This is a genomic window from Falsiroseomonas sp. (genome assembly GCF_030695085.1).
Lineage (GTDB): Bacteria > Pseudomonadota > Alphaproteobacteria > Acetobacterales > Acetobacteraceae > Falsiroseomonas.
In genome coordinates this window covers 12,921-36,134 of sequence record NZ_JAUYTS010000123.1, presented here as the reverse complement: position 1 = coordinate 36,134, position 23,214 = coordinate 12,921, and the positions used below count along the sequence as shown (strand labels likewise).

26 protein-coding genes are annotated in these 23,214 nt (G+C 70.4%); 14 read left to right on the top strand and 12 right to left on the bottom strand.

What is annotated here, in order from left to right; genetic code table 11:
* The first annotated feature begins 15 nt into the window (after nucleotides 1–15).
* From Q8S40_RS13700 to Q8S40_RS13680, 5 genes are all read left to right on the top strand, one after another.
* Nucleotides 16–987 carry a tripartite tricarboxylate transporter substrate binding protein gene (locus Q8S40_RS13700; protein WP_304814233.1) on the top strand — a complete coding sequence of 324 codons (972 nt, stop codon included), beginning with the start codon at nucleotides 16–18 and terminating at the stop codon, nucleotides 985–987.
* Nucleotides 987–1,961, top strand: a complete 975-nt coding sequence (locus Q8S40_RS13695) for an NAD(P)-dependent oxidoreductase (protein WP_305670830.1) — start codon at nucleotides 987–989, stop codon at nucleotides 1,959–1,961. Before Q8S40_RS13700 ends, Q8S40_RS13695 begins: the two co-directional genes overlap by 1 nt.
* 416 nt (nucleotides 1,962–2,377) lie before the next feature.
* Nucleotides 2,378–2,896, top strand: a complete 519-nt coding sequence (locus tag Q8S40_RS13690; protein WP_304814235.1) for a cold-shock protein — start codon at nucleotides 2,378–2,380, stop codon at nucleotides 2,894–2,896.
* Nucleotides 2,897–3,065: 169 nt separating this feature from the next.
* A complete protein-coding gene (locus Q8S40_RS13685) occupies nucleotides 3,066–4,046 on the top strand; it encodes a tripartite tricarboxylate transporter substrate binding protein (RefSeq protein WP_305670829.1) in 981 nt (326 codons plus the stop codon).
* A 529-nt stretch (nucleotides 4,047–4,575) separates the two neighbouring features.
* Nucleotides 4,576–6,141, top strand: a complete 1,566-nt coding sequence (locus Q8S40_RS13680) for a LysM peptidoglycan-binding domain-containing protein (protein WP_305670828.1) — start codon at nucleotides 4,576–4,578, stop codon at nucleotides 6,139–6,141.
* Here Q8S40_RS13680 and Q8S40_RS13675 read toward each other — a convergent pair.
* The gene (locus Q8S40_RS13675; protein ID WP_305670827.1) at nucleotides 6,054–6,500 is read right to left on the bottom strand and encodes a hypothetical protein; all 447 of its coding nucleotides are present in this window, start codon (nucleotides 6,498–6,500) and stop codon (nucleotides 6,054–6,056) included. The genes Q8S40_RS13680 and Q8S40_RS13675 overlap by 88 nt on opposite strands.
* A gap of 44 nt (nucleotides 6,501–6,544) precedes the next feature.
* Between Q8S40_RS13675 and Q8S40_RS13670 the strand changes: the two genes are divergently transcribed.
* The 4 genes from Q8S40_RS13670 to Q8S40_RS13655 are packed head-to-tail and all read left to right on the top strand — an operon-like array spanning nucleotide 6,545 to nucleotide 8,880.
* On the top strand, nucleotides 6,545–7,234 hold the full coding sequence (locus Q8S40_RS13670; RefSeq protein WP_304814513.1) for a phosphatidylserine decarboxylase: 690 nt from the start codon (nucleotides 6,545–6,547) through the stop codon (nucleotides 7,232–7,234).
* Nucleotides 7,231–8,112 carry a phosphatidylcholine/phosphatidylserine synthase gene (locus Q8S40_RS13665; RefSeq protein WP_305670826.1) on the top strand — a complete coding sequence of 294 codons (882 nt, stop codon included), beginning with the start codon at nucleotides 7,231–7,233 and terminating at the stop codon, nucleotides 8,110–8,112. The genes Q8S40_RS13670 and Q8S40_RS13665 overlap by 4 nt, the downstream gene beginning before the upstream one ends.
* Before the next feature lie 50 nt (nucleotides 8,113–8,162).
* Nucleotides 8,163–8,447, top strand: a complete 285-nt coding sequence (locus Q8S40_RS13660; protein ID WP_305670825.1) for a DUF427 domain-containing protein — start codon at nucleotides 8,163–8,165, stop codon at nucleotides 8,445–8,447.
* Between the two features lie 4 nt (nucleotides 8,448–8,451).
* Nucleotides 8,452–8,880, top strand: coding sequence for a tyrosine-protein phosphatase (locus Q8S40_RS13655; protein ID WP_305670824.1), 429 nt, complete (start codon nucleotides 8,452–8,454; stop codon nucleotides 8,878–8,880).
* Here Q8S40_RS13655 and Q8S40_RS13650 read toward each other — a convergent pair.
* From Q8S40_RS13650 to Q8S40_RS13630, 5 genes are all read right to left on the bottom strand, one after another.
* Nucleotides 8,852–9,766: a DMT family transporter gene (locus tag Q8S40_RS13650; protein ID WP_305670823.1), complete on the bottom strand. Its 915-nt coding sequence runs from the start codon at nucleotides 9,764–9,766 to the stop codon at nucleotides 8,852–8,854. The two genes, Q8S40_RS13655 and Q8S40_RS13650, sit on opposite strands and share 29 nt — an antisense overlap.
* Nucleotides 9,767–9,885: 119 nt before the next feature.
* The gene (locus Q8S40_RS13645) at nucleotides 9,886–10,416 is read right to left on the bottom strand and encodes a hypothetical protein (RefSeq protein WP_305670822.1); all 531 of its coding nucleotides are present in this window, start codon (nucleotides 10,414–10,416) and stop codon (nucleotides 9,886–9,888) included.
* Nucleotides 10,417–10,418: 2 nt separating this feature from the next.
* A complete protein-coding gene (locus Q8S40_RS13640) occupies nucleotides 10,419–11,654 on the bottom strand; it encodes a CaiB/BaiF CoA-transferase family protein (protein ID WP_305670821.1) in 1,236 nt (411 codons plus the stop codon).
* Nucleotides 11,651–12,460 (bottom strand): CoA-transferase, encoded by an 810-nt coding sequence (locus tag Q8S40_RS13635; RefSeq protein WP_305670820.1) that lies wholly within the window; start codon nucleotides 12,458–12,460, stop codon nucleotides 11,651–11,653. Before Q8S40_RS13635 ends, Q8S40_RS13640 begins: the two co-directional genes overlap by 4 nt.
* A gap of 166 nt (nucleotides 12,461–12,626) precedes the next feature.
* Entirely contained in the window at nucleotides 12,627–13,469 is an 843-nt protein-coding gene (locus tag Q8S40_RS13630) for a CoA transferase subunit A (RefSeq protein ID WP_305670819.1), read from the bottom strand.
* Nucleotides 13,470–13,562: 93 nt separating this feature from the next.
* On the opposite strand from Q8S40_RS13630, the gene Q8S40_RS13625 reads away from it, so the two are divergent.
* The 3 genes from Q8S40_RS13625 (at nucleotide 13,563) to Q8S40_RS13615 (ending at nucleotide 15,429) form a co-directional block, all read left to right on the top strand.
* Nucleotides 13,563–14,114, top strand: coding sequence for a GNAT family N-acetyltransferase (locus Q8S40_RS13625; protein WP_305670818.1), 552 nt, complete (start codon nucleotides 13,563–13,565; stop codon nucleotides 14,112–14,114).
* A gap of 40 nt (nucleotides 14,115–14,154) precedes the next feature.
* Nucleotides 14,155–14,853: a DUF3047 domain-containing protein gene (locus Q8S40_RS13620; protein WP_305670817.1), complete on the top strand. Its 699-nt coding sequence runs from the start codon at nucleotides 14,155–14,157 to the stop codon at nucleotides 14,851–14,853.
* 72 nt (nucleotides 14,854–14,925) lie between these two features.
* On the top strand, nucleotides 14,926–15,429 hold the full coding sequence (locus Q8S40_RS13615) for a flavin reductase (RefSeq protein WP_304814495.1): 504 nt from the start codon (nucleotides 14,926–14,928) through the stop codon (nucleotides 15,427–15,429).
* 68 nt (nucleotides 15,430–15,497) lie between these two features.
* Here Q8S40_RS13615 and Q8S40_RS13610 read toward each other — a convergent pair whose 3' ends face one another.
* The 4 genes from Q8S40_RS13610 to Q8S40_RS13595 all read right to left on the bottom strand — a co-directional run bounded on the left by Q8S40_RS13610 (nucleotide 15,498) and on the right by Q8S40_RS13595 (nucleotide 20,175).
* Complete coding sequence (locus Q8S40_RS13610; protein ID WP_304814494.1) at nucleotides 15,498–16,325, bottom strand: carbohydrate ABC transporter permease; 828 nt, start codon at nucleotides 16,323–16,325, stop codon at nucleotides 15,498–15,500.
* The gene (locus tag Q8S40_RS13605) at nucleotides 16,322–17,224 is read right to left on the bottom strand and encodes a carbohydrate ABC transporter permease (RefSeq protein ID WP_305670816.1); all 903 of its coding nucleotides are present in this window, start codon (nucleotides 17,222–17,224) and stop codon (nucleotides 16,322–16,324) included. The genes Q8S40_RS13610 and Q8S40_RS13605 overlap by 4 nt, the downstream gene beginning before the upstream one ends.
* Nucleotides 17,225–17,241: 17 nt before the next feature.
* Complete coding sequence (locus tag Q8S40_RS13600; protein WP_305670815.1) at nucleotides 17,242–18,504, bottom strand: ABC transporter substrate-binding protein; 1,263 nt, start codon at nucleotides 18,502–18,504, stop codon at nucleotides 17,242–17,244.
* A gap of 108 nt (nucleotides 18,505–18,612) precedes the next feature.
* Nucleotides 18,613–20,175: a sulfatase-like hydrolase/transferase gene (locus Q8S40_RS13595; RefSeq protein WP_305670814.1), complete on the bottom strand. Its 1,563-nt coding sequence runs from the start codon at nucleotides 20,173–20,175 to the stop codon at nucleotides 18,613–18,615.
* Between the two features lie 65 nt (nucleotides 20,176–20,240).
* Between Q8S40_RS13595 and Q8S40_RS13590 the strand changes: the two genes are divergently transcribed.
* Nucleotides 20,241–21,200, top strand: a complete 960-nt coding sequence (locus Q8S40_RS13590; protein WP_305670813.1) for a tripartite tricarboxylate transporter substrate binding protein — start codon at nucleotides 20,241–20,243, stop codon at nucleotides 21,198–21,200.
* 31 nt (nucleotides 21,201–21,231) lie between these two features.
* Here the strand turns inward: Q8S40_RS13590 and Q8S40_RS13585 are convergent, their stop codons facing one another.
* Nucleotides 21,232–22,350 carry a branched-chain amino acid ABC transporter substrate-binding protein gene (locus tag Q8S40_RS13585; protein ID WP_304814519.1) on the bottom strand — a complete coding sequence of 373 codons (1,119 nt, stop codon included), beginning with the start codon at nucleotides 22,348–22,350 and terminating at the stop codon, nucleotides 21,232–21,234.
* Between the two features lie 82 nt (nucleotides 22,351–22,432).
* Nucleotides 22,433–22,735 (bottom strand): 4a-hydroxytetrahydrobiopterin dehydratase, encoded by a 303-nt coding sequence (locus tag Q8S40_RS13580; protein WP_305670812.1) that lies wholly within the window; start codon nucleotides 22,733–22,735, stop codon nucleotides 22,433–22,435.
* A gap of 59 nt (nucleotides 22,736–22,794) precedes the next feature.
* Here Q8S40_RS13580 and Q8S40_RS13575 point away from each other — a divergent pair, with 59 nt between their 5' ends.
* Nucleotides 22,795–23,196: a metallopeptidase family protein gene (locus tag Q8S40_RS13575; protein ID WP_304814485.1), complete on the top strand. Its 402-nt coding sequence runs from the start codon at nucleotides 22,795–22,797 to the stop codon at nucleotides 23,194–23,196.
* Nucleotides 23,197–23,214 lie beyond the last annotated feature (18 nt).

Below are 23,214 nucleotides of genomic sequence, written 5' to 3'. Positions count from 1 at the left end.
GGAGAAACCAAGGCCATGAAACGCCGCACCATCCTTCAGGCCGCCGCAGCGGCGCCGCTGCTTGCCGCGCCCGCCACCCTGCGGGCGCAGACCTTTACCCAGACGGTCCGCCTGATCGTCCCGTTCAACCCGGGCGGCACCAGCGACATCCTGGCCCGGCTGATTGCCCCCTCGCTCGGCCAGAAGATCGGCCAGTCGGTGGTGGTGGAGAACCGCGCCGGTGCCGGCGGCAATATCGGCGCCGACCTGGTGGCGAAAAGCCGGCCGGACGGGCACACCATGGTGCTGCTGGATATCTCCGTGCTCGCCACCAACCCGCATCTGTTCCCGCGCCTGCCCTTCGACAGCCTGCGCGACCTGGCGCCGGTGCAGATGGTGGTCTACGCGCCCTATATCCTGGCCGTGAACAACGAATTGCCGGTGCGGAACGCGCAGGAGCTTGCCGCCTACGCCAAGGCCAATTCGGGCAAGCTGAACGCCGCCAATTCCGGCACCGGCACGCTGACCCATCTGGTCGCCGCCTCGCTGGCCAATGCCTGGGGTGGGGAGGTGACCCACATCCCCTATCGCGGCGGCGCCCCGGCGCTGACCGCGCTGGTGACGAATGAGGCGAATCTCACCATGGCCGGCGCCACCCAGTCCCTGCCCTTCGTGGTGAACAACCAGATGCGCGGCGTCGCGGTGACCGGCAGCAAGCGCCTGGAGGCGCTGCCCAATTTGCCGACCTTCGCGGAACTCGGCTGGCCGGAGCCGCAATCCGGCACCTGGCAGGGCATCCTCGCCCAGGGCAGCACGCCCGCCCCCATGATCGCGCGGCTGGAGCGGGAGATCGCCGAGGTGCTGGCGGAGCCCAACATCGTCCGCCGCATCGGCGAGCTGGGCGGCGAGGTCCGTGCCGAGGGCGCCGCCACCTTCCGCCGCATCCTGACCGAGCAGACCGAAAGCTACGGCCGCATCATCCGCGCCAACAACATCCGGATCGAGTGATGCCGCCGACGCGCCTGCATGTGCAGGTCAACCCTGCCTCCTCCCTCGCCGCCGCCTTCACCGAGGCGCGCCTGCGCGCGGCGGCGGCCCCGGGGCAGGTGACCATCAGCTTCGGGCAGACGCCCGAGGCGCTGGAGGCGGGCCTGGCCGCGGCGGAGGTTCTGCTGCTGGCGGGCCAGTCGCCGCTGCACGACCTGCCCCGCCGCGCGCCGCATCTGCGCTGGATCAGCTACACCAGCGCCGGCGTGGAATGGCTGCTGCAAGCCGGGCTGCCCGAGGCCGTCACCCTGACCAATGCCAGCGGCACGCATATTCCGAAGGCGGCGGAATTCACGCTGCTCTCGGTGCTGATGCTGAACAACCAGATGCCGCACTTCGCCACCGCCCAGCGCGAACGCCGCTGGGCGCCGAAGCCGGCCGGCACGGTCGCGGGCAGGACGGCGCTGATCCTCGGCATGGGGGCGCTCGGCGGTGCCGCGGCGCAGGCACTGGCGGGCCAGGGCATGCGGATCATCGGCAACAGCCATTCCGGCCGGCCGCATCCGGATGTCGCGGTGATGACGCGCGGCGGGGATTTCCGCGCCTATCTGCCGGACACCGACGTGCTGATCATCACCCTGCCGCTGACACCGGCAACCCATGGCCTGATCGGCCGGGCGGAGCTGGACCTGCTGCCGCCACATGCCGGCGTGGTCAATCTCGGCCGCGGCGAGATCCTGGATGCGGACGCCCTGGCCGCCAAGCTGCGTGACGGCAGCCTGGCCGGCGCGGTGCTGGACGCGCTGCCCCAGGAACCGCTGCCGCCGGAAAGCCCGCTCTGGGACACGCCCAACCTCGTCATCACGCCGCATTGCGGCCTGTATGATCCGGGCGACTACGCGCCGCGCTGCCTCGATGCCTTCTTCGCCAATCTGGCGCGGTTCCGGGCAGGCGAGCCGCTGCACCAGGTGGTGGACCCGGCGCGCGGCTATTGATGCCGCGCCAGGGCGCGTTTGCCGGCCGCCAGACACGCGCGGGAGGTGAAACGGCCTAACCGGGACGCAATCGACCTGGAAAAGACCGTGAATCCTCAACACAATCCGCTTCCCGCGTTGAAGCCGGGCGTTCGTCGACTATACTGACCGTCAGGCCGGTGCGGGCCGCTCCACCTCCCCGGGCTCGAATCCACGAGACGGCGGGGTCGGACGTGCTCGCGGCCGAACAGGCGAGTCCAGAGATGACCAACACGCACGACTGGCGGCGAGACCGCAAAGCCCGCAGCAAGCGGGGTTTCGACGATGATATGCCCCAGGAGGGCGGATGGGCCCCTCCGCCCACGCCCAGTTACGCGCCCTCCTCGGCGCCGCGGCGGTCCTCCGCCCCGGTGGCGTCCGGGCCGGATGTCAGTGCGGTGGTCAAGCGCTTCGACCCGGAACGGGGCTTCGGCTTCGTCGCGGTCGATGGCGGTGGCGGCGATGCCTTCCTGCATATCAGCGTTCTGCAGCGCGCCGGCGCCGATACGGTGGCGCCCGGCACCAAGCTGCGCGTGCGCGTCGGCCAGGGTGAACGTGGCCCGCAGGTGGCCGAGGTGCTCGAGGTCGGGCCGGTGGGTGAGGTTCCCGCCTCCCCGCCGCGCGGCGCCATGGGCGGCGCCGGTCCGCGCCCCGGCGGTGGTGCCGGTGCCGGTGCGGGCTTCCGCGCCCCGCCGCCGCCCGGCTCGGGCGAGGAGATGCAGGGCACGGTGAAGTGGTACAGCGCCGAGAAGGGCTTCGGCTTCGTCACGCCGAGCGACGGCGGCAAGGATGTGTTCGTCCATGCCACGGCGCTCGAGCGCAGCGGGCTGCGTCCGCTGACCGAGGGCCAGGCCGTGACGCTGCGCGTCGTGCAGGGCAAGAAGGGGCCGGAAGCGGCCTCCGTCACCACGGCCTGATCCTGCCAAGGGATCGATTTCAGGGGCGGCAACCGCAGGGTTGCCGCCCTTTTTTATGCCGCCTGCCCAGTGGATGGCCCAACGGACGGCCGGGTGGACGGATGACACGGCAGCCGATAGGCAGAAGGCAGAGGCGGCCATCCGAGCCGCCGGATGGGGAGACCTCCGCATGCAACTGCGCCGCCGCGGCCTGATGGCCGCCGCCCTGACCCTCTCGGCCCCGGCCCTCGCAAGCCCGGCTTTCGCCCAGGGCTGGCCGGACCGGCCGGTTCGCATCATCGTGCCCTTCCCGCCGGGCGGGTCGAACGACATCATCGCCCGCCAATTGGCGGAGGCGCTGCGCGAGCTTCTGGGCCAGCCGGTGCTGGTGGAAAACCGCGCGGGCGCGGGCGGCAATGTGGGCGCCGACAGCGTGGCGAAGGCCGCGCCGGATGGGCTGACGCTGCTGCTGGCCGCCCCCGGCCCGCTGGCGATCAACGAGCATCTGTTCCGTACCATCCCCTTCAACCCGCAGCGCGATTTCGCGCCGGTGGCGCTGGTGGCCAGGGTGCCGATCGTGCTGATGGTGACCAAGGACCTGCCGGTTCAGTCGGTGGCGGACCTGGTGGCGATGGCGAAGCGCGATCCGGGCAAGCTGGCCTTCGGCTCCTCCGGCAATGGCAGCACCAACCATCTGGCCGGGGAATTGCTGAAGGCGCAGGCGGGGATCGACATCGTCCATGTGCCCTATCGTGGCGCCGCGCCGGCGATGACGGATCTGGTCGGCGGGCAGATCCAGATGATGTTCGACAACATGCCCGCGGCGCTGCCGCAGGTGCGTGGCGGACAGGTGCGCGGCCTGGCGGTGGCCGGCGCGACGCGGGCGGAGGCGCTGCCCGAGCTTCCCACCATCGCCGAATCGGGCGTGCCGGGCTTCGAGGCGGAAGCCTGGTTCGGCCTGGTCGCCCCCGCCGCCACGCCGGATGCGGCCCTGTCCCGGCTGCGGGAGGCCTGTGGCGCGGCGCTCGCCAATCCGACCTTGCGGGCCCGTTTCGCACAGGGCGGCGCGCAGCCCGGCGCCCTGCTTGGGGCCGATTTCGGTCGTTTCCTGGTGACGGAGCGGGAGAAGTGGGGCCGCGTGGTCGCAGCTTCCGGCGCCACCGTGAACTGAGCCGCCAAAGGCGGCGGCCAGGTGCGAGTCGCCGCCACATGCAAGCTCTCCAACCGCTTGTGCAGACAGGGCCTCACGGCCTAGTTACATCACCATGACGACGAGCAGGCGCGCCCTTTTGATCGTGGTCGTGGTCTGTGCGGGCCTCGCCACATTTCTTGCCAGCCGGTTCGTGACACACGGGCCGGGCGGGGATGCGGCGCCACGCCCGATCGGCACCGCCGAGCCGCGGCCGGCGCCGATGCAGGCCGCGGTGACCCCGCCGCCCCCCGGACAGCCGGCCGCCACCCGGCCAGCCCCAGCGCAGCCGGCGCCCGCGCAGCAGACCCCCGTGCCAACCGCGTCCACCGCACCTCGCACGGCGCCCGCGCCGGCCCAGGCCGCCCCAACTCAGGCCGCCCCGACTCAGGCAGCGCCAGCCCAGACCGCGCCAGTCCAGACCGCACCGGCTCCGGCACCACCAGCCGCGGTCGCAGCGGCGCCCGAGCCGCCGCGCTTCGACGTGGTGCGGGTCGGGGCAAGGGGCGGCGTGGTCGTCGCCGGCCGCGCCGCGGCGGGGGCGGAGGTGATCCTGCTGGAGGATGGCCGCGAGGTCGGTCGCGCCCGCGCCGATGCCCGGGGCGAGTGGGTGATCCTGCCGCCCGATCCGCTTCGCCCAGGCCCGTATCAGTTTTCGCTCCGCGCCCGCATCGGCGGGGCGGAGATCGCGGGGCCGGATGTTGTGCTTGTCGTGGTGCCCGATCCGGCGACGGCACTCGCCGAGGCCGCCGCGCGGGATGCCGCGGCGCGCGCCGAGGCACAGGCGGAAGCCACGGCCCGCGCCGCCGCGGAGTCGCGCCGCCTCGCCGCGCTGGAGGACGCGCGCCTGGCCGCCGCCGCGCGCGCCGAGGCTGAGGCCCGCTCGGCGGCGCAACGGGCCATGCAGGCGGAAGCGGAGCGCCAGCAGCGCACCGCGCAGCTGGCCGATGCCGAACGCGCGCTCAGCCAGGCCACCGACTCCCAGGCCCAGGCCCGAATCGAGGCCGAGGCCGAGGCCGCCGCAACAGCCGAGCGCGTGGCACGCGCCGCACAGATCGCCGCGACCGCTCAGGTCGCGGCCGGATCGGGTGAAGGCGCGGCCGCCGAGGCGGCTCAGGCCCCGGCGGAAGCCCAGCGCCAGCCGGCGCAGACCGCCGCTGCCGCCCAGGCCGCGGCCGCGGCCGACGAGGCACGGGACGCCGCAGCCCGCACGGAAGCGATGCTGCGCGCCGAGGCGCAGGCCGTGGCCGAGGCGCAGCGGCGCAGGGACGCGGCCCTGCAGGCGGTGCAGGAAGCCACACGCGCCGCGGCAGCGGCGGAACAGGCGGAAGCGGCCCGCCGCGACGCCGCGGCCCGCGATGCGCTGGCCCTGGCGGCCCAGGCCCAGGCAGCCCAGACCCAGGCAGCCCAGGCCCAGGCAGCCCAGGCCCAGGCAGCCCGTGACGAAGCGGCCCGCATCGCGGCCGCGCGCGCCGAGCCATCGGCAGCCGCCGCGCCAGCCCCGGCGCTGGTGGTCCTGGTGCCGCCCGCCGGTGCGGCGCCGGCCCGCGTGCTGCAGGGCGGCGCCGCCACCCATGCGCTAGGGCTGGAGGTCGTGGATTACGACGATTCCGGCAGCATCCGCTTTGCCGGCACCGCCCTGCCGGGTGCCGCGATCCGCATCTATGTCGATGACCGCCATGCCGGCGACGCCGAGGCCGATGCCGAGGGCCGCTGGGCCCTGGCGCCGCAACACGAGGTGACGATCGGCCGGCATCGCCTGCGGGTGGATCAGCTGGCGGCCAATGGCGCGGTCGCCGCGCGGATCGAACTGCCCTTCCAGCGCGACCAGCTTCCTGCCGACAGCGTGGCCGAGGGCCGGGTTGTGGTGCAGCCGGGCAATAATCTGTGGCGCCTTGCGCGCTCCGCCTATGGCCGCGGAATCCGCTACACCGTGATCTTCCAGGCCAACCGGGACCAGATTCGCAATCCGAACCTGATCTTCCCCGGTCAGGTCTTCACCATCCCCTCCGCCGCCAATTCGCCCGCCATCGGGGGCAACGCCGCCAGCCCGGCCAGTTCCAGCCGGTCCAGATAGGGGTCGAGCGCCAGGGCGAAGCGCACCATGGCGCTGACCAGGGCGATGGCCGTGGTATCGCCCTCCAGGTCGACATCCACCTCCAGCCGCACCCGGTGGTCCGGCATCAGCCGCAGCCGCCAGCCCTGCGGCAATTCGCCCGGCATGGCGCCAAGCGCCGCGAAGGCCCCCGGCCGTGCCCCCGGCTGTTCCGCCGTATAGGGTACCGCGCCGGCCTGCGCGGCCAGGCTGATCTGGCCATCGGACAGGGTGGCGACACATCCCCGGCCGCGCCAGGCGAAGCGCATCGCGGCGTCGCGGACCGGCCTCAGGGAACCGTCATTGCCGACGAGGAAAGGTCCGTGCGGGAGCTGCTGCATGGATGCATGTTGTCCGCGAAGGATGAACATACCATAAGCGCCCCATGAGCCTCATCTCCAGCATCCGCCTTGTCGTCGCCAAGCCGCATCCGGCCGGGCGCCCCTTCATTATCGGCGGCGCCGCCGTGGCCGTGGTGGGCGGCCTGCTGCTCGGCGGCTGGCTGTTCTGGCCGGGGGTGATCTTCACCCTGTTCTGCCTGTACTTCTTCCGCGATCCGGAACGGGTTCCGCCGCCCCGCGGCAATGTGGTGCTGGCACCCGCCGATGGCCGGGTGGTGATGGCCGGGCCCGCGGTGCCGCCGGTGGAGCTCGGCCTGGGCGATGCGCCGCGCTACCGGATCTGCATCTTCCTGTCCGTGCTGGATGTGCATGTGAACCGCATGCCGGTGGATGGCGTTGTCACGCGCATCTCCTACCGCAGCGGGGCCTTCCTGAATGCCAGCCTGGACAAGGCCAGCGTGGACAATGAACGCAATGCCCTGGCGATCCGCATGACGGATGGACGGGATATCGCGGTGGTGCAGATTGCGGGGCTGATCGCGCGGCGCATCCTGTGCCATGTGCGGGAAGGCGACCAGGTGCAGGCGGGCGACCGCTTCGGCATCATCCGCTTCGGCAGCCGCACCGATGTGTACCTGCCCGAGGGCGCCCGCCCGCTGGCCTCGGTCGGCCAGTTGATGATCGGCGGCGAGACGGTGGTGGCGGAATTGCTGCCGGTGGCCGCGTCCGCATGAGCGAGGAGCCGGAGGGCGCACGGCCGCGGCTGCAGCCGCTGCGCCGCCTCCATCGCCTGCGCCGCCGCACCCGGCCGCGCTTCGAGGGGCTGTCCTTCAACCGGCTGATCCCGAATATCCTGACCATGCTCGGCCTGTGTGCCGGGCTGGTGGCGATCCGCGCCGCCATCGAGGACCGTTTCGCCCTGGCCGCGGCGCTGATCGTGGTGGCCGCGGTGATCGATGGGCTGGATGGGCGGCTGGCCCGGCTGCTGAAGGCGACATCCCGCTTCGGCGCGGAATTCGACAGCCTGGCGGATTTCCTGTCCTTTGGCGTGGCACCCGCCATGGTGCTGTATCTGTGGTCGATGAAGGTGGTGGGCCCGCTCGGCTTCGTGCCCTGCCTGCTGTTCGCCGTGTGCTCCGCGCTGCGGCTGGCGCGGTTCAACGCCTCGCTGGATATCGGGCCGGCGCCGAAGCCGGCCTATGCGCACAGCTTCTTCACCGGCGTACCGGCGCCTGCCGGTGCCGGCTGCGCGCTGTTCCCGCTGTTCGGTGCGCTGGCCTTTTCCGGCTGGGGCTGGGTCGGCACCGGGGATGCCATCCGCCATCCGCTGCTGGTCGGCACGGTGCTGGTGGTGGTCGGCGTGCTGATGGTGAGCACGCTGCCGACCTGGTCCTTCAAGAATTTCCGCATTCCGCGCGCGGCGGTGCTGCCGATGCTGCTCGGCGCCGGGCTGTATGTGGCGCTGCTGGTCGCCGAGCCCTGGGCGGCGCTCGCGGCCGGCGGGCTGATCTATCTCGGCATGCTGCCCTTCTCGCTGCGGTCCTACATCATGCTGAAGCGGGAGGCCGAGGCGATGGACGAGCCGGAGGCCCCGACCGCCGGGCCGGCTTGACGCCAGCCCGCGCCGGGTCATCTGCCAGGGGCACAGAGGAGCTTCAGCGGATGGCACGGGCAATCTGGAATGGCGCGGTGATCGCGGAGAGCGACCGCTTCGAACTGGTCGAGGGCAATGTGTATTTTCCGCACGGATCGGTGCGGCCGGAATTGCTGCGGCCCTCCAGCCGCACCACCACCTGCCCCTGGAAGGGCACCGCGCAGTATCATGACGTGGTGGTGGACGGGCAGGTGAATGCCGCCGCCGCCTGGTACTACCCGGCGCCGAAGACGGCTGCCGCCAACATCAAGGATCACATCGCCTTCTGGCAGGGTGTGACGGTGGAGCGATAGACCCATGACCATCCGCGGCACCCTACCCCTGAATGTGGACGGAAAGGCGGTGACCATCACCGGCGGCCCGTTCGATTCCCTGCCCGACGGTGCCTTCGGCGTCTGCCTGGAGATGGCGGCGCAAAAGGCCGGGCTGGCCGAGGTGAAGCTGCCCACCGCGGATTTCGGCGTGCCGGACCCGGCTGCTCTGCGCCAGGCGGTGGATGTGGTGCTGCGGCAATTGCAGGCGGAGCCGGACCGGCCCGTGCATATCGGCTGCCGCGCCGGGGTGGGGCGCACCGGGCTGTTCATGGCCTGCCTGGTCCAGGCCGCCGGCGTCGAGGGCGACCCGCTGGCCTATGTCCGCGCGCATTACCTGCCGCATGCGGCGGAAACCCCGGCGCAGGAAGCCATGGTGCACGGCTTCACCTGGTCCCGGGTCGACGGGTCCTGAGCCACCGCAACGCGCGCCCATCGATCGCCAGCAGCCCCAGCCCGATCACCGCCATGCCCCCAAAATGCCGGGGCGCCAGCGCCTCATCCAAGGCCAGCGCGCCGAGCAGCAGGGCGGTGATGGGCACCAGCAGCGTCACCAGCATGGTGTTGGTGGCGCCCGCGCCGTGCAGGATGGCGAAGTACAGCGCATAGGCCAAAGCGGTCGCCAGCAGGCCGAGCGCCAGCAGCGCGCCTACCGCATCGGCACCCGGCGCGGGCAGCGCCCAGGGCCGGTCGAAGATCAGCACCAGCGGCAGCATCATCAGGCTCGACGCCAGGCATTGCCCGGTGGCCGCGGGCAGCGGTGCCAGCCCGGCCCGCTTCAGCCGCCGCGACCACACCCCCGACAGGCCGTAGGACAGGCAGGCGCCGAGGCACAGCGCAATGCCCAGCGCCTCCGCCGCCGCCCCCAGGCCGAAGGCCGCGGGGCCGGCCAGGATGGCGACGCCCAGCAGGCCGAGCAGCGTGCCGGCCAGGCGGTTCGGCGTCAGCCGCTCATCCGCCGCCAGCCAATGCGCCGCCAGCACGGCGAAAACGGGTGTGGCCGCATTCACCACGGCGGCGAGGCCGGAGGGGATGAATTGCTGGCCCACCACGATCAGCGTGAAGGGGATGGCGTTGTTCAGCAGCCCCATGCCGGCGCAGGCGAGCCAGGCCTCCCGCCCCCGCGGCAGGCGCAGCCCGAGCACCCGGCAGGCCAGAGCCAGGGCCGCGGCGGCCAGCGCCACGCGCACCAGCACGATGGTGAAGGGCGGAAAGCCCCGCAGGGCGACGGCCATGAAGAAGAAGGACCCACCCCAGATGACGGAGAGCGCCAGCAGCAGGGCCCAGAGCCGGGGGGTCATCGGGTTGGGCATGGGGCTGGATAGGGCCGGAGGGTGATGCCGCACCATCCGGTCGTTGCGCGGGCCTGACCCGTGCCGAAGCGCCGCCCTCCCCCCAGCCGGGCGAGGGCGGCGCTGTATCAGCTGAAGCCGAACTTCTCCGTCGCGGCGGTCTGCCGGGCCACGGCCTCCGCGGTCTGCTGGCGGATCAGCTCCGGCGTCGCGGTCAGGTCGGCCACGAACTGGTACAGCCGGCGTTCCGAGGGGGCGCCGCGATGCACGCCGGGAGTGACGTAGAAGGGCGCCTCCTCCGTCACCTGCGCGATCTCCACCGCGGTCAGCGAGGCATCGGCCGGGGCGCGCTTCACATACCATTGCCGCAGCAGCACGGGGCCGCCATCCAGAATGGCGAGTGCGCCCTGGTTGCCATGGTCCAGCCGCCAGCGGTCGGAGGTCACTTCCTCCAGGCAGATGTTCATGTCGAGGCCCGCGATCTTGGCCTGCCACAGCGTGCAGCCGGCCTTGCGGCCGGTGGCCGGCGGGCGCAGCCGGGGCTTGGCGCGGGCGGGGATGGATTTTTCATCGAAAGCGGCCACCCAGAGGGCCAGCAGCCTCTCGATCTCGGCCGGTTGTTCGATCGCGCGGAGGCTGCGCGGGGGGTCCTTGCTCATGCTCATGTCCGGCGTGCCGCCACCACTATCCCCTTGGTTTTCAACTCAGCAACCTCCTCCGCCGTGAATCCATGGCGGGCGAGAATGTCGTCGCCATGCTCATTGAAGCGGGGCGGGGCGGCGCGTGTGCCGCCCGGCGTCCGGCTCATCTTGATCGGCGTGCCCAGGCCCCGGTAGCTGCCAAGCTCCGTCACCATCTGGCGATGTGCGGTATGGGGCGCATTCATCGCCTCGTCCACATGCATAACCGGTCCGGCAGGTACGCCGGCCTTCAGCAGGCGGTCACACAGATCGTGCCCATCCTCCGCCGCCAGCCGCGCTTCCAGGATTTCGGTCAGCGAGTCGCGGTGCGTGAGACGGTCGCCATTGGTCCGAAACCGGGGATCATCGGGCAGATTGTCGAGCGACAGGAACTTGCAGACCTTGCGGAAGGTGGGGTCGTTGCCGACGGCCAGGAAGATCTCGCAGGTTTTCGTCCGGTACTTCGAATAGGGCGAAATATTCGGGTGCGGATTGCCCGTCGCCTTCGGGCGCTTGTCGTTCAGGAAATAATTGGCGGCCTGGGGGTGCAGCAGGGCCATGCCGCAATCATGCAGCGACATGTCCAGGAACTGGCCCTGGCCGCTGCGGGTGCGTTCCTGCAGCGCCATCAGGATGGCGATGGCCGAATACAGGCCGGTGGCGAGGTCCACGATCGGCGTGCCCATGCGCGTCGGGCCGCTATTCGGGTCGCCATTGATCGACATCAGCCCGACCATGGCCTGGATCACTGCGTCATAGCCGGGCAGCGCACCCAGCGGCCCGTCGGGGCCGAAGCCGGAGACGCGGCAATGCACCAATTGAGGAAAACGCTTCGACAGCACGTCCTCGTAGCCCATGCCCCATTTCTCCATGGCGCCGGGCTTGTAGTTCTCGATCAGCACATCGGCGCCGTCGAGCAGGCGCATCAGCACCTCCCGCCCCTCCGGCTTGCCGAGGTCGAGGGCGAGGGACTGCTTGTTGCGGTTGACGCCGATGAAGTAGCTGGCGGAACCCTCCACGAAGGGCGGGCCCCAGTCGCGCACCTCGTCGCCCTGCGGCGGCTCGATCTTCACCACCTCCGCCCCGTGATCCGACAGGATCATGGTGCAGTAGGGGCCGCCGAGGACGCGGGTGAGGTCGATGACCTTGAGGCCGGCGAGCGCGCCGGGGGACAGGGCCAGACCCTTCCCCTGGGTCATGGGAACAGCGTCATTCATGCAGCGAAATCCTTGGTAGAAGCCGGCCGATTCAGCCCCCCGGCCCCTTCGGGCCTCCGGCCATCGGACGGCCTGCCAAACACGCGGGCACAGAACTCCGGATAGGTTTCCAGCATCTCGTCGCAGATCGGGCCGCGCAGCAGGGCCAGCTCGGCCTCGGTGGGGTCGGGCGTCTGCGGCACGTCATCCGCCACGTCGAAATCAAAGCCGGTGGCGGCGCGGATGGTTTCGATGGTTTCGCCGGGATGGATGCTGGCGAGCGAGAAGCGCGCCTGGTCCGGGTGGAACGAAAACACGCATTTGCCGGTGACCAGCGCCTGCGCCGTGCCGCGGCGGAACACGCCGGGTTCGGAGACGCCGGGGGCGGAGATGTTGTCCACCTTCGGCACCAGCACGCGGGGCGAGTGCTCCTCGCGGAACAGGATCGTGCGCGGCGTCATGAAATACATGAAGGCGCTGCCGAAGCTGCCGGGAAAGCGCACGCCGGTCCCCGGCCATTCACCGGTGCCAACCAGGTTGAGGTTCGCCTGCCCGTCGATCTGCCCGCCGCCGAGGAAGAACAGGTCGATCCGCCCCTGCCCCGTCAGGTCAAACAATTCGCGCGAGCCTTCGCTGAACGGGTTGCCGCTGCGCTTGTGCAGCAGGGACAGGCGCACCGGATGGCCCTGCTTCTTCACCAGCCAGCAGGCCGCCGCCGGGATCGGGCTGGCTGCGCCCACCGCAATGTGCCGCGCCGGCGGCGCCGCCGGGTCCAGGATCAGCCGCGCGAGGGTGGCGGCGAGGCGTTCTTCGAGCTTGATGGTCATATGATCTTTGCCCTCAGTCGTGCCGCAGGCACGCCAGAGGCGTGACGGGCGCGGCCTCCGGCTTCGGAGCAGCGCCCCGAATGGCTCCGCGCCATTGGGCGCGGCGGCCATTCGGCCGCTCGGCCGGCAGATGCCGGCCGCAGGTCGGATGCTTGCTTCACAGTGGTCATTCGGCGGCCGCCTGCGCGCGGGTGTTGAACACGTAGCGGGCCAGATATTCGGCAAACCCCGCCTCGGTCTTCGCCAGCCTGGCGTATTCGGCGACATGCGCGGCGTCGAAGGCATATTCATCCAGCAGCGCCACCGGCCAGGCGCCGCGCTCGGCCACCGCCACCGCCTCGATATAGGTGCCGCTGATGAGGCCGGGCGCCAGGCGCTCATCCTCCAGCATGTCGCCCTGCACCAGCCGCTCCACCGTCGCCAGCACGCGCTTGCTGGCATGCGCCAGAGTGGCGCATTCGCGGCGGCGGCCGACCCAGACATTGCCGGCCTCATCCGCCATCACGCCATGAATCAGCGCCACATCGGGGGACAGCGCCGGCAGCAGCACGATGGGGTCGGAGACGCCATCCCCCATCGGGTTCGGCACAACGCGCCAGTCCGGGCGATTTCGCAAAATGTCGCTGCCGATCAATCCGCGCAGCGCCATGAAGGGGATGCCCTTCTCCGTCGCTTGCAGCATGGAATGGATCGCCGGGCAGGTGGCATCCCGCACCTTGATGGTGCCGGCCTTCAGCGCGGCGGAGAAGCGCGGCGCGAAGCCGGCCTCGCCGAGGGAAACGGCGCTGGTCTCGACCTCCGCCACGCAGCCGGCGCCGATCAGCAGATCCGTCGCGAAGCCGGAAACCGGCACGCCGAGCAGCCGCAGGTTCTTTGCCCCCCGCCTTATCAAAGCGCGGGCGAGCGCGACGGAGGGCAGCGAATTGTCGGGGGGAAGGGCCAGCAGCGCGCCATCCGGCACGGTCGCGGCCAGGCTGTCCGGGGTGTGCCCCGGGGTGTGAAGGGTCATGTGACGGTCCTCATGCACCCTACCTACGCCGGGATGCCGCGCGCGCGAAGGGGTTGCATGGCAAAGTGGCCGTGCCGGCGCTAGGTTGGCGTCATGTTCCTGCAAGGTCCCCGCCTCACCCTTCGCCCGCTGACCCCGGCGGATTGCGACGCCGTCTTCGCCATGAACGGCGATGCGACGGTCATGCGCCACTTTCCCGCACCGATGACGCGCGCCGAGAGCGATGCCTGGGTGGCGCGGCTGATGGCGCATCAGCAGGATCGCGGTTTCTCCTTCGGCGCGGTGGATCTGCCGGGCGCGGGCTGCATCGGCGTGGTCGGCTTGCTGGATGTGCCGTGGCAGGCGCCCTTCACGCCGGCCATCGAGATCGGATGGCGCATCGCCGCCGCCCACCATCGCCAGGGCCTGGCAGAGGAAGCGGCGCGGCTGGTGCTGGCGCATGGGTTCGGCCGGCTGCAACTGCCGCGCATCGTGGCCTTCACCCCGCCGGCGAATGAACCCTCCTGGCGGTTGATGGAGCGGCTGGGGATGCAGCGGCAGGGTGAATTCGGCCACCCAAGGCTGGCGCCGGACCACCGGCTGCATAGCCAGCTCTGGTACGAGTTGCGGCGCGAGGACTGGATGGCGGCCCGCCTGCCGGATTGAATCACTTGCCTGAAACCGGGCGCCGGCACACCTTGGTGGGATGAAGCGACCCGCCCTCGCGCTGGCCGTGGCCTGCGCCGCCCCGCTGCTTGCCGCCGCCATTTCCCCGGGCCGGACGCCTCCGGATCTGGAGCGGCTGGGCTGGCGCAAGGTGGAATGGCAGGGCATTCCGCCCGTCACCTTCAGCGCCACGCCCACTGGCGGGGTGCGAGTACAGGGCCAGGGCCAGGCCGGCTTCGTCTATCGCCCCATCCAGGGCGCGGCCGCCTGCCTGGCCTGGCGCTGGCGCGTCGATGCCGGGCCGCCGGCCACCGACCTGACCCGCAAGGGGGGCGATGACCGGGCCATCTCGCTCATCGTCGGCTTCACCGATTATGGACCCCAGGCCGGCTTCGGCGCCCGTGCGCAGATGGCGGTGGCGCAGGCCGTGGCGGGCGATCACCGCCTGCCGCGCAGCACGCTGTCCTATGTCTGGGGCGGTACGGGGCGCGAGGGGGCGGGCCAGTTCTTCACCAGCCCCTATGGCCCGGCGATTTCCCGTGTCCGCATCCTGCGCCCGGCCAGCGCGCCCCAGGGGCGCTGGGTGGAGGAGAAGGTGAACCTCGGCGACGACTGGCGCAGCGCCTTCGGCGGCGCCACCGTGCCGGCCTTGCAGGAGGTGGCGATCTCCACCGATGTGGATGACACCAACAGCCGCGTCGATGCGCGGGTGGAGGATATCCGGCTGGTGCCCTGCTGAACGGCTTCCCAATCCGGTGCCGGAGACCCATCTTGGCCGTCAGACACGCGCCTGATGGATGACGAAGACAGCATGACCGTAAGCCGGGACGAATTCCGCGATGCCATGGCGCGCCTGGGGGCTGCGGTGAATGTGGTGACCTCCGCCGGGCCGGCCGGCCGTGGCGGCTTTACCGCCAGCGCGGTGTGCAGCGTGACGGATGACCCGCCAACATTGCTGGTGTGCCTCAACCGGTCATCTTCCGGCAATGCGCTGTTCAAGGCGAATGGCGTGCTGTGCGTGAACGCGCTGGCTGCCGGCCAGCACGCGATCTCGGATGCCTTCGCCGGCCTCGGCGGGCTGAAGGGGGAACGCCGCTTCGATTTCGGCGCGTGGTCCACGTTGAGCACTGGCGCCCCGGTGCTGGAATCCGCCGCCGTGTCCTTCGATTGCCGCATCGCCGATGTGGTGGAGAAGGGCACGCATAGCGTGATCTTCGCGGAGATCGAGGCGATCCGTCAGGGCGCGCCGGGCCGCGCCTTGATCTGGTATGGCCGCGGCTACCACCCGGTCGGCCATGACGAGGCCGCCTTCTGATGCGCCGGCGCTGCGCCTGGCTCGCCGCCTAGGCGGCCTCGGCCGGCTTCACCAGCCGCGGTTTCCGCTCACCCCTTCACCGCCCCGGCGGTGAGGCCGGAGACGATGCGCCGCTGGAACACCAGCACCAGCGCGATCAGCGGCACGGTGACGATGACGCTGGCGGCCATGATGCGGCCCCAGGGCAGCTCGAAGCTGCTCGATCCGCTGATCAGCGCGATCGCGACGGGCACCGTCCGCATCTCATCCGTCAGGGTGAAGGTCAGCGCGAACAGGAACTCGTTCCAGGCGGCGATGAAGGCGAGCAGGCCGGTGGTCACCACGGCCGGGCCCATCAGCGGCAGGAAGATGCGGGTCAGCACCACGAAGGGGCTGGCGCCATCCATCACCGCCGCTTCCTCAAGCTCCACCGGCAATTCGCGCATGTAGGTGGTCAGCACCCAGACGGTGAAGGGCAGGGTGAAGATCAGGTAGCTCAGCGTCAGGCCGAACAGGTTGTTGTACAGGCCGAGCGCGCGGATCAGCTCGAACAGCCCGGACAGCACCGCCACCTGCGGGAACATCGACACGCCGAGGATCACCAGCAGCAGCGTGGCCCGTCCGCGGAACCGCACGCGACCCAGCGCGAAGGCGGCCGTGACGCCCAGGAACAGCGACAGCGCCACCACGGACCCGGCGACAAAGACGGAATTCAGGATGTTCCGGCCGAAGGGCTGTTCCTGGAACACCGCGACGTAGTTCGACCATTCCGGCGCGCTCGGCCAGGCTTCCACGCTGAACAGCGCGCTGCCGCCCTTCAGGGAGGAGACCACGGCCCAGTAGAAGGGAAATACCGTATAGGCGACGATCGCCAGCACCAGCAGGAAGAAGGCCGCACGGCCAGCCAGGCGTTTCATCGGCCCGGCTCCGCCCCCAGCCGCACCCGGCCGAAGGTGATGAACAGCGCGGTGACCAGCGCGATCACCAGGAACAGCCCGGTGGCGGCGGCGGAGCCGTAGCCGACATCCTGGAAATCCACCAATTGCTGCCGCGCATAGACGGACATGGACGCGGTGGCGCGGCTGTTGCCGGTCAGCACATACATCAGGTCGAACACCCGCAGCGCATCCAGCGTCCGGAAAATGATGGCGACCATCAGCGCCGGCCAGATCAGCGGCAGGGTGATGCGAAAGAAGCGGCCGACCGGGCCGAGGCCATCGATCTCCGCCGCCTCATGCAACTCCTCCGGCACCAGTTGCAGCGCGGCCAGGGTCAGCAGCGCCAGGAAGGGCGTGGTCTTCCACACATCCACGGCGATGACGGCCGCGAGCGCGGTGCCGTGGCCGGCCGTCCAGGCCACCGGTTCGGCGATCAGCCCGAGCCAGACCAGTATCTCGTTGATCACGCCATACTGGTCATGCAGCATCCAGCCCCACATCTGCGCCGAAACCACGGTGGGGATCGCCCAGGGAATCAGCATGGCCGCGCGCAGCATGCCGCGGCCACGCATCCGCGCATTCAGCACCAGGGCGATGATGATGCCGAGCAGCGTCTCCAGCGTGACCGATATGCCGGCGAAGACCAGCGTGTTCCGCACCGCCACCCACCAATCCGGGTCGGTCAGCAGGAACTGGTAATTCTCCAGGCCCACGAAGTCGAAACTGTCCAGTGCATCCAGCCGCGCGTCAGTCAGTGAGAACCAGATGGTCCGCGCCAGGGGCCAGCCGGCGATGCCGGCCAGCGTCAGCAGCACGGGCGCCAGGAACAGCCAGGCGGTGCGGCGCTTCTGCCGTGCGAGCGGCGAACTGACGACCAACGCCCGTTCCGGCGGGACTACCAACGCCCGTTCCGGCCGATCCTCCGCAGATTCCGGTCGAGCCGCGAAAGGGCCGCCGCCGGCTCCGACTGGCCCGACAGCACCGCATGCACGGCATTCCAGAATTCCGCCGAGACCTGGTTGTAGCGCCCGCCGGTGACGCCGGAAGGCCGCGCCACGGCGTTGACGAAAGTCTCATACAGATCGCCGAAGAACGGGTTGGCGGCGAGCACTTCGGCATCCTGATAGAGCGCGCTGATGGTCGGGTTGAAGCCGCCGGCAATCGCCCGGCGCTTCTGCTCCGCCTGGCTGGTGAGGTAGCGGACCAGCGCGACGGCTTCCTCCGGATGGCGGGAATAGCGCGAGACCGCCAGTTGCTCCCCGCCCAGCGTCGCCACGGGCCGTCCCTCCGCGCCGCCACGCGGCAGCACGGCAACCCCCACCTGGCCGCGCACGGCGCTGTCCTCGGCGTTCAGCAGCGGCCAGGCATAGGGCCAGTTCCGCATGTAGACGGCGTTGCCGGACTGGAAGGCGCCGCGCGCTTCCTCCTCGGCATAGTTCAGCACGCCGGGCGGGCTGATGGTGCCGATCCAGGACGCAGCCAGGGCCAGCGCCGCGGCCGCCTCGGGATTGTTGATGCTGACCTGGCCATCGGCTTCGACGATGCTGCCGCCGCCATGGCTCGCCACCCATTCCAGCGCATTGACCGTCAGCCCCTCATAGGCCCGGCCCTGGAACACATAGCCCCACATGCGCGTGTTCCCGGCCTCGCGTTCCGCCTGCATGATCAGCTGCGCGGTTTCCGCCAGATCGGCCCAGCTTTCCGGCACCGGGCGGTTGTGTCTCTCCAGCAGGTCGCGGCGGTAGTACAGGACGCCCGCATTGGTGAACCACGGCACCGCCACCAGCCGCCCCTCCACCGTGTTGTTGGCGATCAGCGCCGGAAACACGCCATCCGTATCGGCCCGCTCCTTGAGGTCGAGCAGATGGTTCGCCAGCGTGCCGGGCCAGACCACGTCGATCTGCAGCACGTCGATATCGGCGGACCGGGCCGACAGAAGCTGCTGGTACAGCGCCAGGCGTTCGGTGCTGCCGCTCGGGGTGGAGACCAGCGTGACCGTATTGCCGGTCTCCCGCGCCCAGGCCTCGGCGCCCTCGCGGCAGATCTGGAATTCCACGCCGACGGCGCCGCAGGAAATTGCCAGCGTCACCTGGGCACGGGCCGGATTGGCCGAGAAGGCCAGGATGGCGCCCAGCAGCACGGTTGCGATTTTTCTCATTGGGTGTCCTCCCCGGGCGCGGTTTTGGGTGGCGGGTTCGGGACACCAAACGCGAAGCGGGCGGCTGGCGCAACACGCGCTCGCCACATCCTGATCAGGTGGCGGGGGCTACCACTCCCCGTAGAACACGCCGGCGGCCTTGTGCCGGTCGGTCCGCAATTCCGCCTCCGCCCAGGTCAGCGTGGTGCGGCGCTTCAGGCCGGTGAACCAGGTCAGCAGCTTTTCGCGCATCGCCTGCCGCAGGTTTTCCAGCGCAGGATCGGCGCCAAGGTCGAAGAATTCCTCCGGATCGGATTGCAGGTCGAATAATTGCGGGCGGTAGCCGCTGGTCCAATGGATGTATTTCCACCGCGCATCGCGCAGCATCCAGGCATGGTGCTGGCCGGTCGGCAGGCCAAGCCGCCGCCGCGCGCCCCGGAAGGTCCAATCCAGTTCGGAGACCACCGCATCGCGCCAGCCCTCCGCGGTACCGCGCGTCAGGCCGAGCAGGGACCGCCCCTCCAGCAGATGCGGCGCCGCGGGCAGCGCCAGCGCATCGAGGAAGGTGGGCACCAAATCGATCGCCTCGACGAAGCGATCCTCCACCGTGCCGCGCGTGGCATCCGCGGCGGCGGAGGGGTCGTAGACCAGCATCGGCACGCGCTGCACGCAGTCGTGGAACAGCTCCTTCTCCCCCAGCCAATGGTCGCCGAGGTAGTCGCCATGATCGGAGCAGAACACCACCAGCGTGTCCTGCCAACGCCCCAGCCGCTCCAGCGCCTGCCAGACCCGGCCGAGATGATCGTCGAGCTGGGTGATCAGCCCCTGATAGGCCGGGCGGACGGTGGTGATGCAGTCATCCGCCTGGAAGCTCTGCGAGACCTCCTCATTCTGCCATTCGCGCAGCAGCGGATGCGCGCCCGCGTCGCGCTCATCCGGGTGGCGGGAGACGGGCAGGCATTGGTTGGGCGAATACATCGCGTGGTAGGGGGCCGGCGCGATGTAGGGCCAGTGCGGCTTCACATAGGACAGGTGCAGCACCCAGGGCGTCTCGCCCTGCTGCTCCATGAAGGCGATGCCCTGGTCGGTGGTGTAGGCGGTTTCGCTGTGCTCCTCCGCGACGCGTGCGGGCAGGCGGGCGTTGCGCATCTTCCAGCCGTTGTGCACCTGGCCCTGTTCGTCCTGCACGGCGATGACGTAGTCGGTCCAGGGATCCTTGCTATCGTAGCCCTTGCCTCGCAGCCATTCGGCATAGGCGCTGTCGGGTTCCGCGTGGTGGCCGTCATGGCGGTCCACCAGGGTGAACCAGCCCTCCTTCAGCAGCGCCGCCAGGTCATGCTGCCCATCCAGTTGCAGCCGCTTCATGCCATGCGCGTCCGGCAGCACATGCGTCTTGCCGGCCAGGGCGAGCGTCCGGCCAGCCTCCCGCAGATGCCAGCCCAGCGTCACCTCCCCCACCGAAAGCGGCACGCGGTTATGCGTGGCGCCGTGGGAGGAGACGTAGCGGCCGGTGTAGTAGGACATGCGCGACGGCCCGCAGATGCCCGACTGCACATAGGCCTGGGAAAACCGCACGCCGCGCGCGGCCAGCGCATCCAGGTTCGGCGTCTTCAGAAAGGGGTGGCCGGCGCAGCCCATATGGTCCCAGCGCAGCTGGTCGCACATGATGAACAGCACGTTCCGCACGGCCATGAGCCTTGTTCCCCCCGATTGATGCCGCCAGCATAGGCAGCAACGACAAGACTGGGGAGGATCGGATGACCATTTCCCGCCGCACGAGCCTTGCCGCCGCGCTCGCCCTGGCCGCATCGCCGGCGCTGGCGCAATCCGAGACGCTGCGGATCATCGCCGCCTTCCCGCCCGGCGCGGCGCTGGACGGCATCGCCCGGTTGCTGGCGGAGGCCGCACCGCGGCAGGGGCTCGGCAGCGCGATGGTGGACAACCGCCCGGGCGCCAATGGCAATATCGCCGCCGGCCTGACCAGCCGTGCGGCGCCGGATGGACGCACCCTGCTGCTGGCGATCGACAGCAGTTTCACGGTCAATCCGCATATCTATAGCAACCTGGGCTACGACCCGGCGGCGCTGCGGCCGGTGGCGGTGGCCGGCACCTATCCGGTGGTGCTGCTGGTGCATCCCTCCTCGGGGATCAACTCGCTGGCGGAACTCCTGGCCACGGCGCGGCGCCAGCCGGTGCAATACGCCTCCGCCGGCTATGGGTCCCCGGGACATCTGGCGATGGCGCATCTCGGCCACGCGCTCGGCCTGCCGGTGACGGCGCTGGAACACATCCCGTTCCGCGGCAATGCCCAGGCGGTGACGGAGCTGCTGGCCGGGCGCGTGCAGGCCGGCTTCATCGCCATCTCGGGCGGCGCGCAATTCGTGCAGGATGGCAGCCTGCGGGCGCTGGCGGTCTCCGGGCCGCAGCGCCTGCCCATGCTGCCGGATGTGCCGACGGTGGCCGAGCAGGGCCATGCCGGCTTCGACATCCGCTTCGCCTATCTGCTGATGGCGCCGAGGGACGTGCCGGAGGCCGCCCGCGAGGCCGCCGCGCGGCTGGTTGCCACGGTCTTCGCCGACCCTGCCGCGCAGGCCAGGCTGGCGAATTGGGCGGTGACGCCGGAGGCCGGCGATGGCGCTGCCGCGGAAGCCTGGGTGGCCCGCGCCTCCGCCAGGTGGCGGGAGGTGGTGCAGGCCACCGGGATGCGGGTGGATTGAGGGGGCGGGCGGCCCCCTCACCCGCCCGCCCTCACATCTCCGCGTAGGTGCCGTTGCGCCAGACGTAGAAGACGTAGTCCGGCACCGTCACATCGCCCTTCTGGTCGAAATTGATGTCGCCCAGCACGGTGGCCCAGGGGCCGCCCGACTTCAGCAGCGCCGCGAGGCGCCGCGGGTCCAGGCCATTCGCCCGCGCCGCCGCCGCGGCCCAGATCTGGATCGCGGCATAGGTATAAAGGACGTAGCCCTCGGGATCGATGTTGCGGGCCTGGAAGCGCTGCACCACCTGGGCTGCCGTGGGGCGCTTGCGGGGATCGCTGCTGAAGGTCATCAGCGTGCCCTCGCCGGCCGCGCCGGTGATCTGCCAGAATTCGTTGGTCACCAGCGCATCGCCGCCGATCAGGGTCAGGTTCATCCCGACCTCCTTCGCCTGGCGCAGGATCAGCCCGGATTCGGTGTGGTAGCCGCCGACATAGACCACGCCGATATTCGCCTGCTGGAGGCGGGAGACGATGGCGGAGTAGTCCCGCTCCCCCGGCGTGTAGGCGGAATACAGCGCCTCCGTCACGCCGGCCGCGTTCAGCGCCTTCTTGGTCTCCTCCGCCAGGCCACGGCCATAGGCGGTGTTGTCGTGCAGGATGGCGATGCGGCGGTCGCGCATGTTCTGGGCGATGTAGCGGCCGGCCACCAGGCCCTGCTGGTCGTCCCGGCCGCAGACGCGGAAGGTGTTCCAGTCGCCGCTATCGGTGAAGGCCGGGTTGGTGGAGGCCGGGCTGATCTGCAGCACGCCTTCCTCGGCATAGACCTTGCTGGCCGGGATCGAGCTGCCGGAGCAGAAATGCCCCGCCACCAGCGCCACGCGGCGGGAGGAAAGCTGGTTCGCGACGGACACCGCCTGGCGCGGGTCGCAGGCATCATCGCCGATCTCAAGCGCCAGCTGCCGCCCCAGCACGCCGCCGGCCGCGTTCAGATCCGCAATCGCCTGTTCGGCACCGGCGCGCATCTGGGTGCCGAAGGTGGCGTATTGCCCCGTCATCGGCCCGGCGGTGGCGACGCGGATCGGGCCGGAACCCTGGGCGAAGGCGCCACGGCCACCGGCCAGCAGCATCGGCGCTGCCAGCGTACTTCCCAGAATCGTCCTGCGCTTCATCATCCCGGCCTCTCCCTGCTTGCGGCGCCCTCGGCGCGATGACGAAAGGGTAAGCGAGAGCCGGGGGCGCTGACCAGCTTCCTTACAGGGGCGCACCGGTCGCGATTGCGTCGATCGCCTGCGCCATGGCGACATCGCGCTCGGACAGGCCGCCGGCGTCATGCGTGGTCAGCAGAATCTCCACGCGATTCCAGACATTGGACCATTCCGGATGATGGTCGAGCTTCTCCGCCAGCAGCGCCACGCGGCTCATGAAGCCCCAGGCGGCGGAGAAATCCGTGAAGCGGAAGCGGCACCGGATGGCGTCCCGCCCCTCCACCACCTGCCACCGGGGCAGGATATGCGGCAATTCGGCACGAGCGGCGGCATCGAGCGGGCGGATCATCGGGCTTCTCCGGAGTGTCGGGCCTTGACGGGGGGCGCGCCGACGGGAAGGAAGCGGCCATGACCCGCTTCAACCACCCCCCGACGCTGGAAGACATCGTCGAGATGGCCGAGCAGGCCTTTTCCGCCATCCCCAAGGAGCTGCGCGATCTGGTGCGCGGCACCGCGATTGTGGTCGAGGAGGTGGCGGATGACGAGACCGCGGCGGAACTCGGCTTCGAGAGCCCCTGGGCACTGACCGGCCTGTATCGTGGCACGCCGATGACGCAGAAAAGCGTCTTCGACGCGCCCGGCGACCCGGACACCATCACCTTGTATCGCGAACCCATCCTGCTGGAATGGGTGGAGACCGGGGAGGATCTGTTCCGCCTGGTCCGCAACGTGCTGATCCATGAGATCGCGCATCATTTCGGCTTCTCGGATGACGACATCGACCGGCTGGAGGGCGGGGACGAGGCTTAGCCAACCGTCCCCCCCGGC

Bases quoted from the DNA above. Each gene is read 5' to 3' on its own strand.
- Q8S40_RS13700 (WP_304814233.1), top strand. From the start codon at position 16: ATGAAACGCCGCACCATCCTTCAGGCCGCCGCAGCGGCGCCGCTGCTT.
- Q8S40_RS13695 (WP_305670830.1), top strand. From the start codon at position 987: ATGCCGCCGACGCGCCTGCATGTGCAGGTCAACCCTGCCTCCTCCCTC.
- Q8S40_RS13685 (WP_305670829.1), top strand. From the start codon at position 3,066: ATGCAACTGCGCCGCCGCGGCCTGATGGCCGCCGCCCTGACCCTCTCG.
- Q8S40_RS13675 (WP_305670827.1), bottom strand. From the start codon at position 6,500: ATGCAGCAGCTCCCGCACGGACCTTTCCTCGTCGGCAATGACGGTTCC.
- Q8S40_RS13670 (WP_304814513.1), top strand. From the start codon at position 6,545: ATGAGCCTCATCTCCAGCATCCGCCTTGTCGTCGCCAAGCCGCATCCG.
- Q8S40_RS13665 (WP_305670826.1), top strand. From the start codon at position 7,231: ATGAGCGAGGAGCCGGAGGGCGCACGGCCGCGGCTGCAGCCGCTGCGC.
- Q8S40_RS13660 (WP_305670825.1), top strand. From the start codon at position 8,163: ATGGCACGGGCAATCTGGAATGGCGCGGTGATCGCGGAGAGCGACCGC.
- Q8S40_RS13655 (WP_305670824.1), top strand. From the start codon at position 8,452: ATGACCATCCGCGGCACCCTACCCCTGAATGTGGACGGAAAGGCGGTG.
- Q8S40_RS13650 (WP_305670823.1), bottom strand. From the start codon at position 9,766: ATGACCCCCCGGCTCTGGGCCCTGCTGCTGGCGCTCTCCGTCATCTGG.
- Q8S40_RS13645 (WP_305670822.1), bottom strand. From the start codon at position 10,416: ATGAGCAAGGACCCCCCGCGCAGCCTCCGCGCGATCGAACAACCGGCC.
- Q8S40_RS13640 (WP_305670821.1), bottom strand. From the start codon at position 11,654: ATGAATGACGCTGTTCCCATGACCCAGGGGAAGGGTCTGGCCCTGTCC.
- Q8S40_RS13635 (WP_305670820.1), bottom strand. From the start codon at position 12,460: ATGACCATCAAGCTCGAAGAACGCCTCGCCGCCACCCTCGCGCGGCTG.
- Q8S40_RS13630 (WP_305670819.1), bottom strand. From the start codon at position 13,469: ATGACCCTTCACACCCCGGGGCACACCCCGGACAGCCTGGCCGCGACC.
- Q8S40_RS13625 (WP_305670818.1), top strand. From the start codon at position 13,563: ATGTTCCTGCAAGGTCCCCGCCTCACCCTTCGCCCGCTGACCCCGGCG.
- Q8S40_RS13620 (WP_305670817.1), top strand. From the start codon at position 14,155: ATGAAGCGACCCGCCCTCGCGCTGGCCGTGGCCTGCGCCGCCCCGCTG.
- Q8S40_RS13615 (WP_304814495.1), top strand. From the start codon at position 14,926: ATGACCGTAAGCCGGGACGAATTCCGCGATGCCATGGCGCGCCTGGGG.
- Q8S40_RS13610 (WP_304814494.1), bottom strand. From the start codon at position 16,325: ATGAAACGCCTGGCTGGCCGTGCGGCCTTCTTCCTGCTGGTGCTGGCG.
- Q8S40_RS13600 (WP_305670815.1), bottom strand. From the start codon at position 18,504: ATGAGAAAAATCGCAACCGTGCTGCTGGGCGCCATCCTGGCCTTCTCG.
- Q8S40_RS13595 (WP_305670814.1), bottom strand. From the start codon at position 20,175: ATGGCCGTGCGGAACGTGCTGTTCATCATGTGCGACCAGCTGCGCTGG.
- Q8S40_RS13590 (WP_305670813.1), top strand. From the start codon at position 20,241: ATGACCATTTCCCGCCGCACGAGCCTTGCCGCCGCGCTCGCCCTGGCC.
- Q8S40_RS13585 (WP_304814519.1), bottom strand. From the start codon at position 22,350: ATGAAGCGCAGGACGATTCTGGGAAGTACGCTGGCAGCGCCGATGCTG.
- Q8S40_RS13580 (WP_305670812.1), bottom strand. From the start codon at position 22,735: ATGATCCGCCCGCTCGATGCCGCCGCTCGTGCCGAATTGCCGCATATC.
- Q8S40_RS13575 (WP_304814485.1), top strand. From the start codon at position 22,795: ATGACCCGCTTCAACCACCCCCCGACGCTGGAAGACATCGTCGAGATG.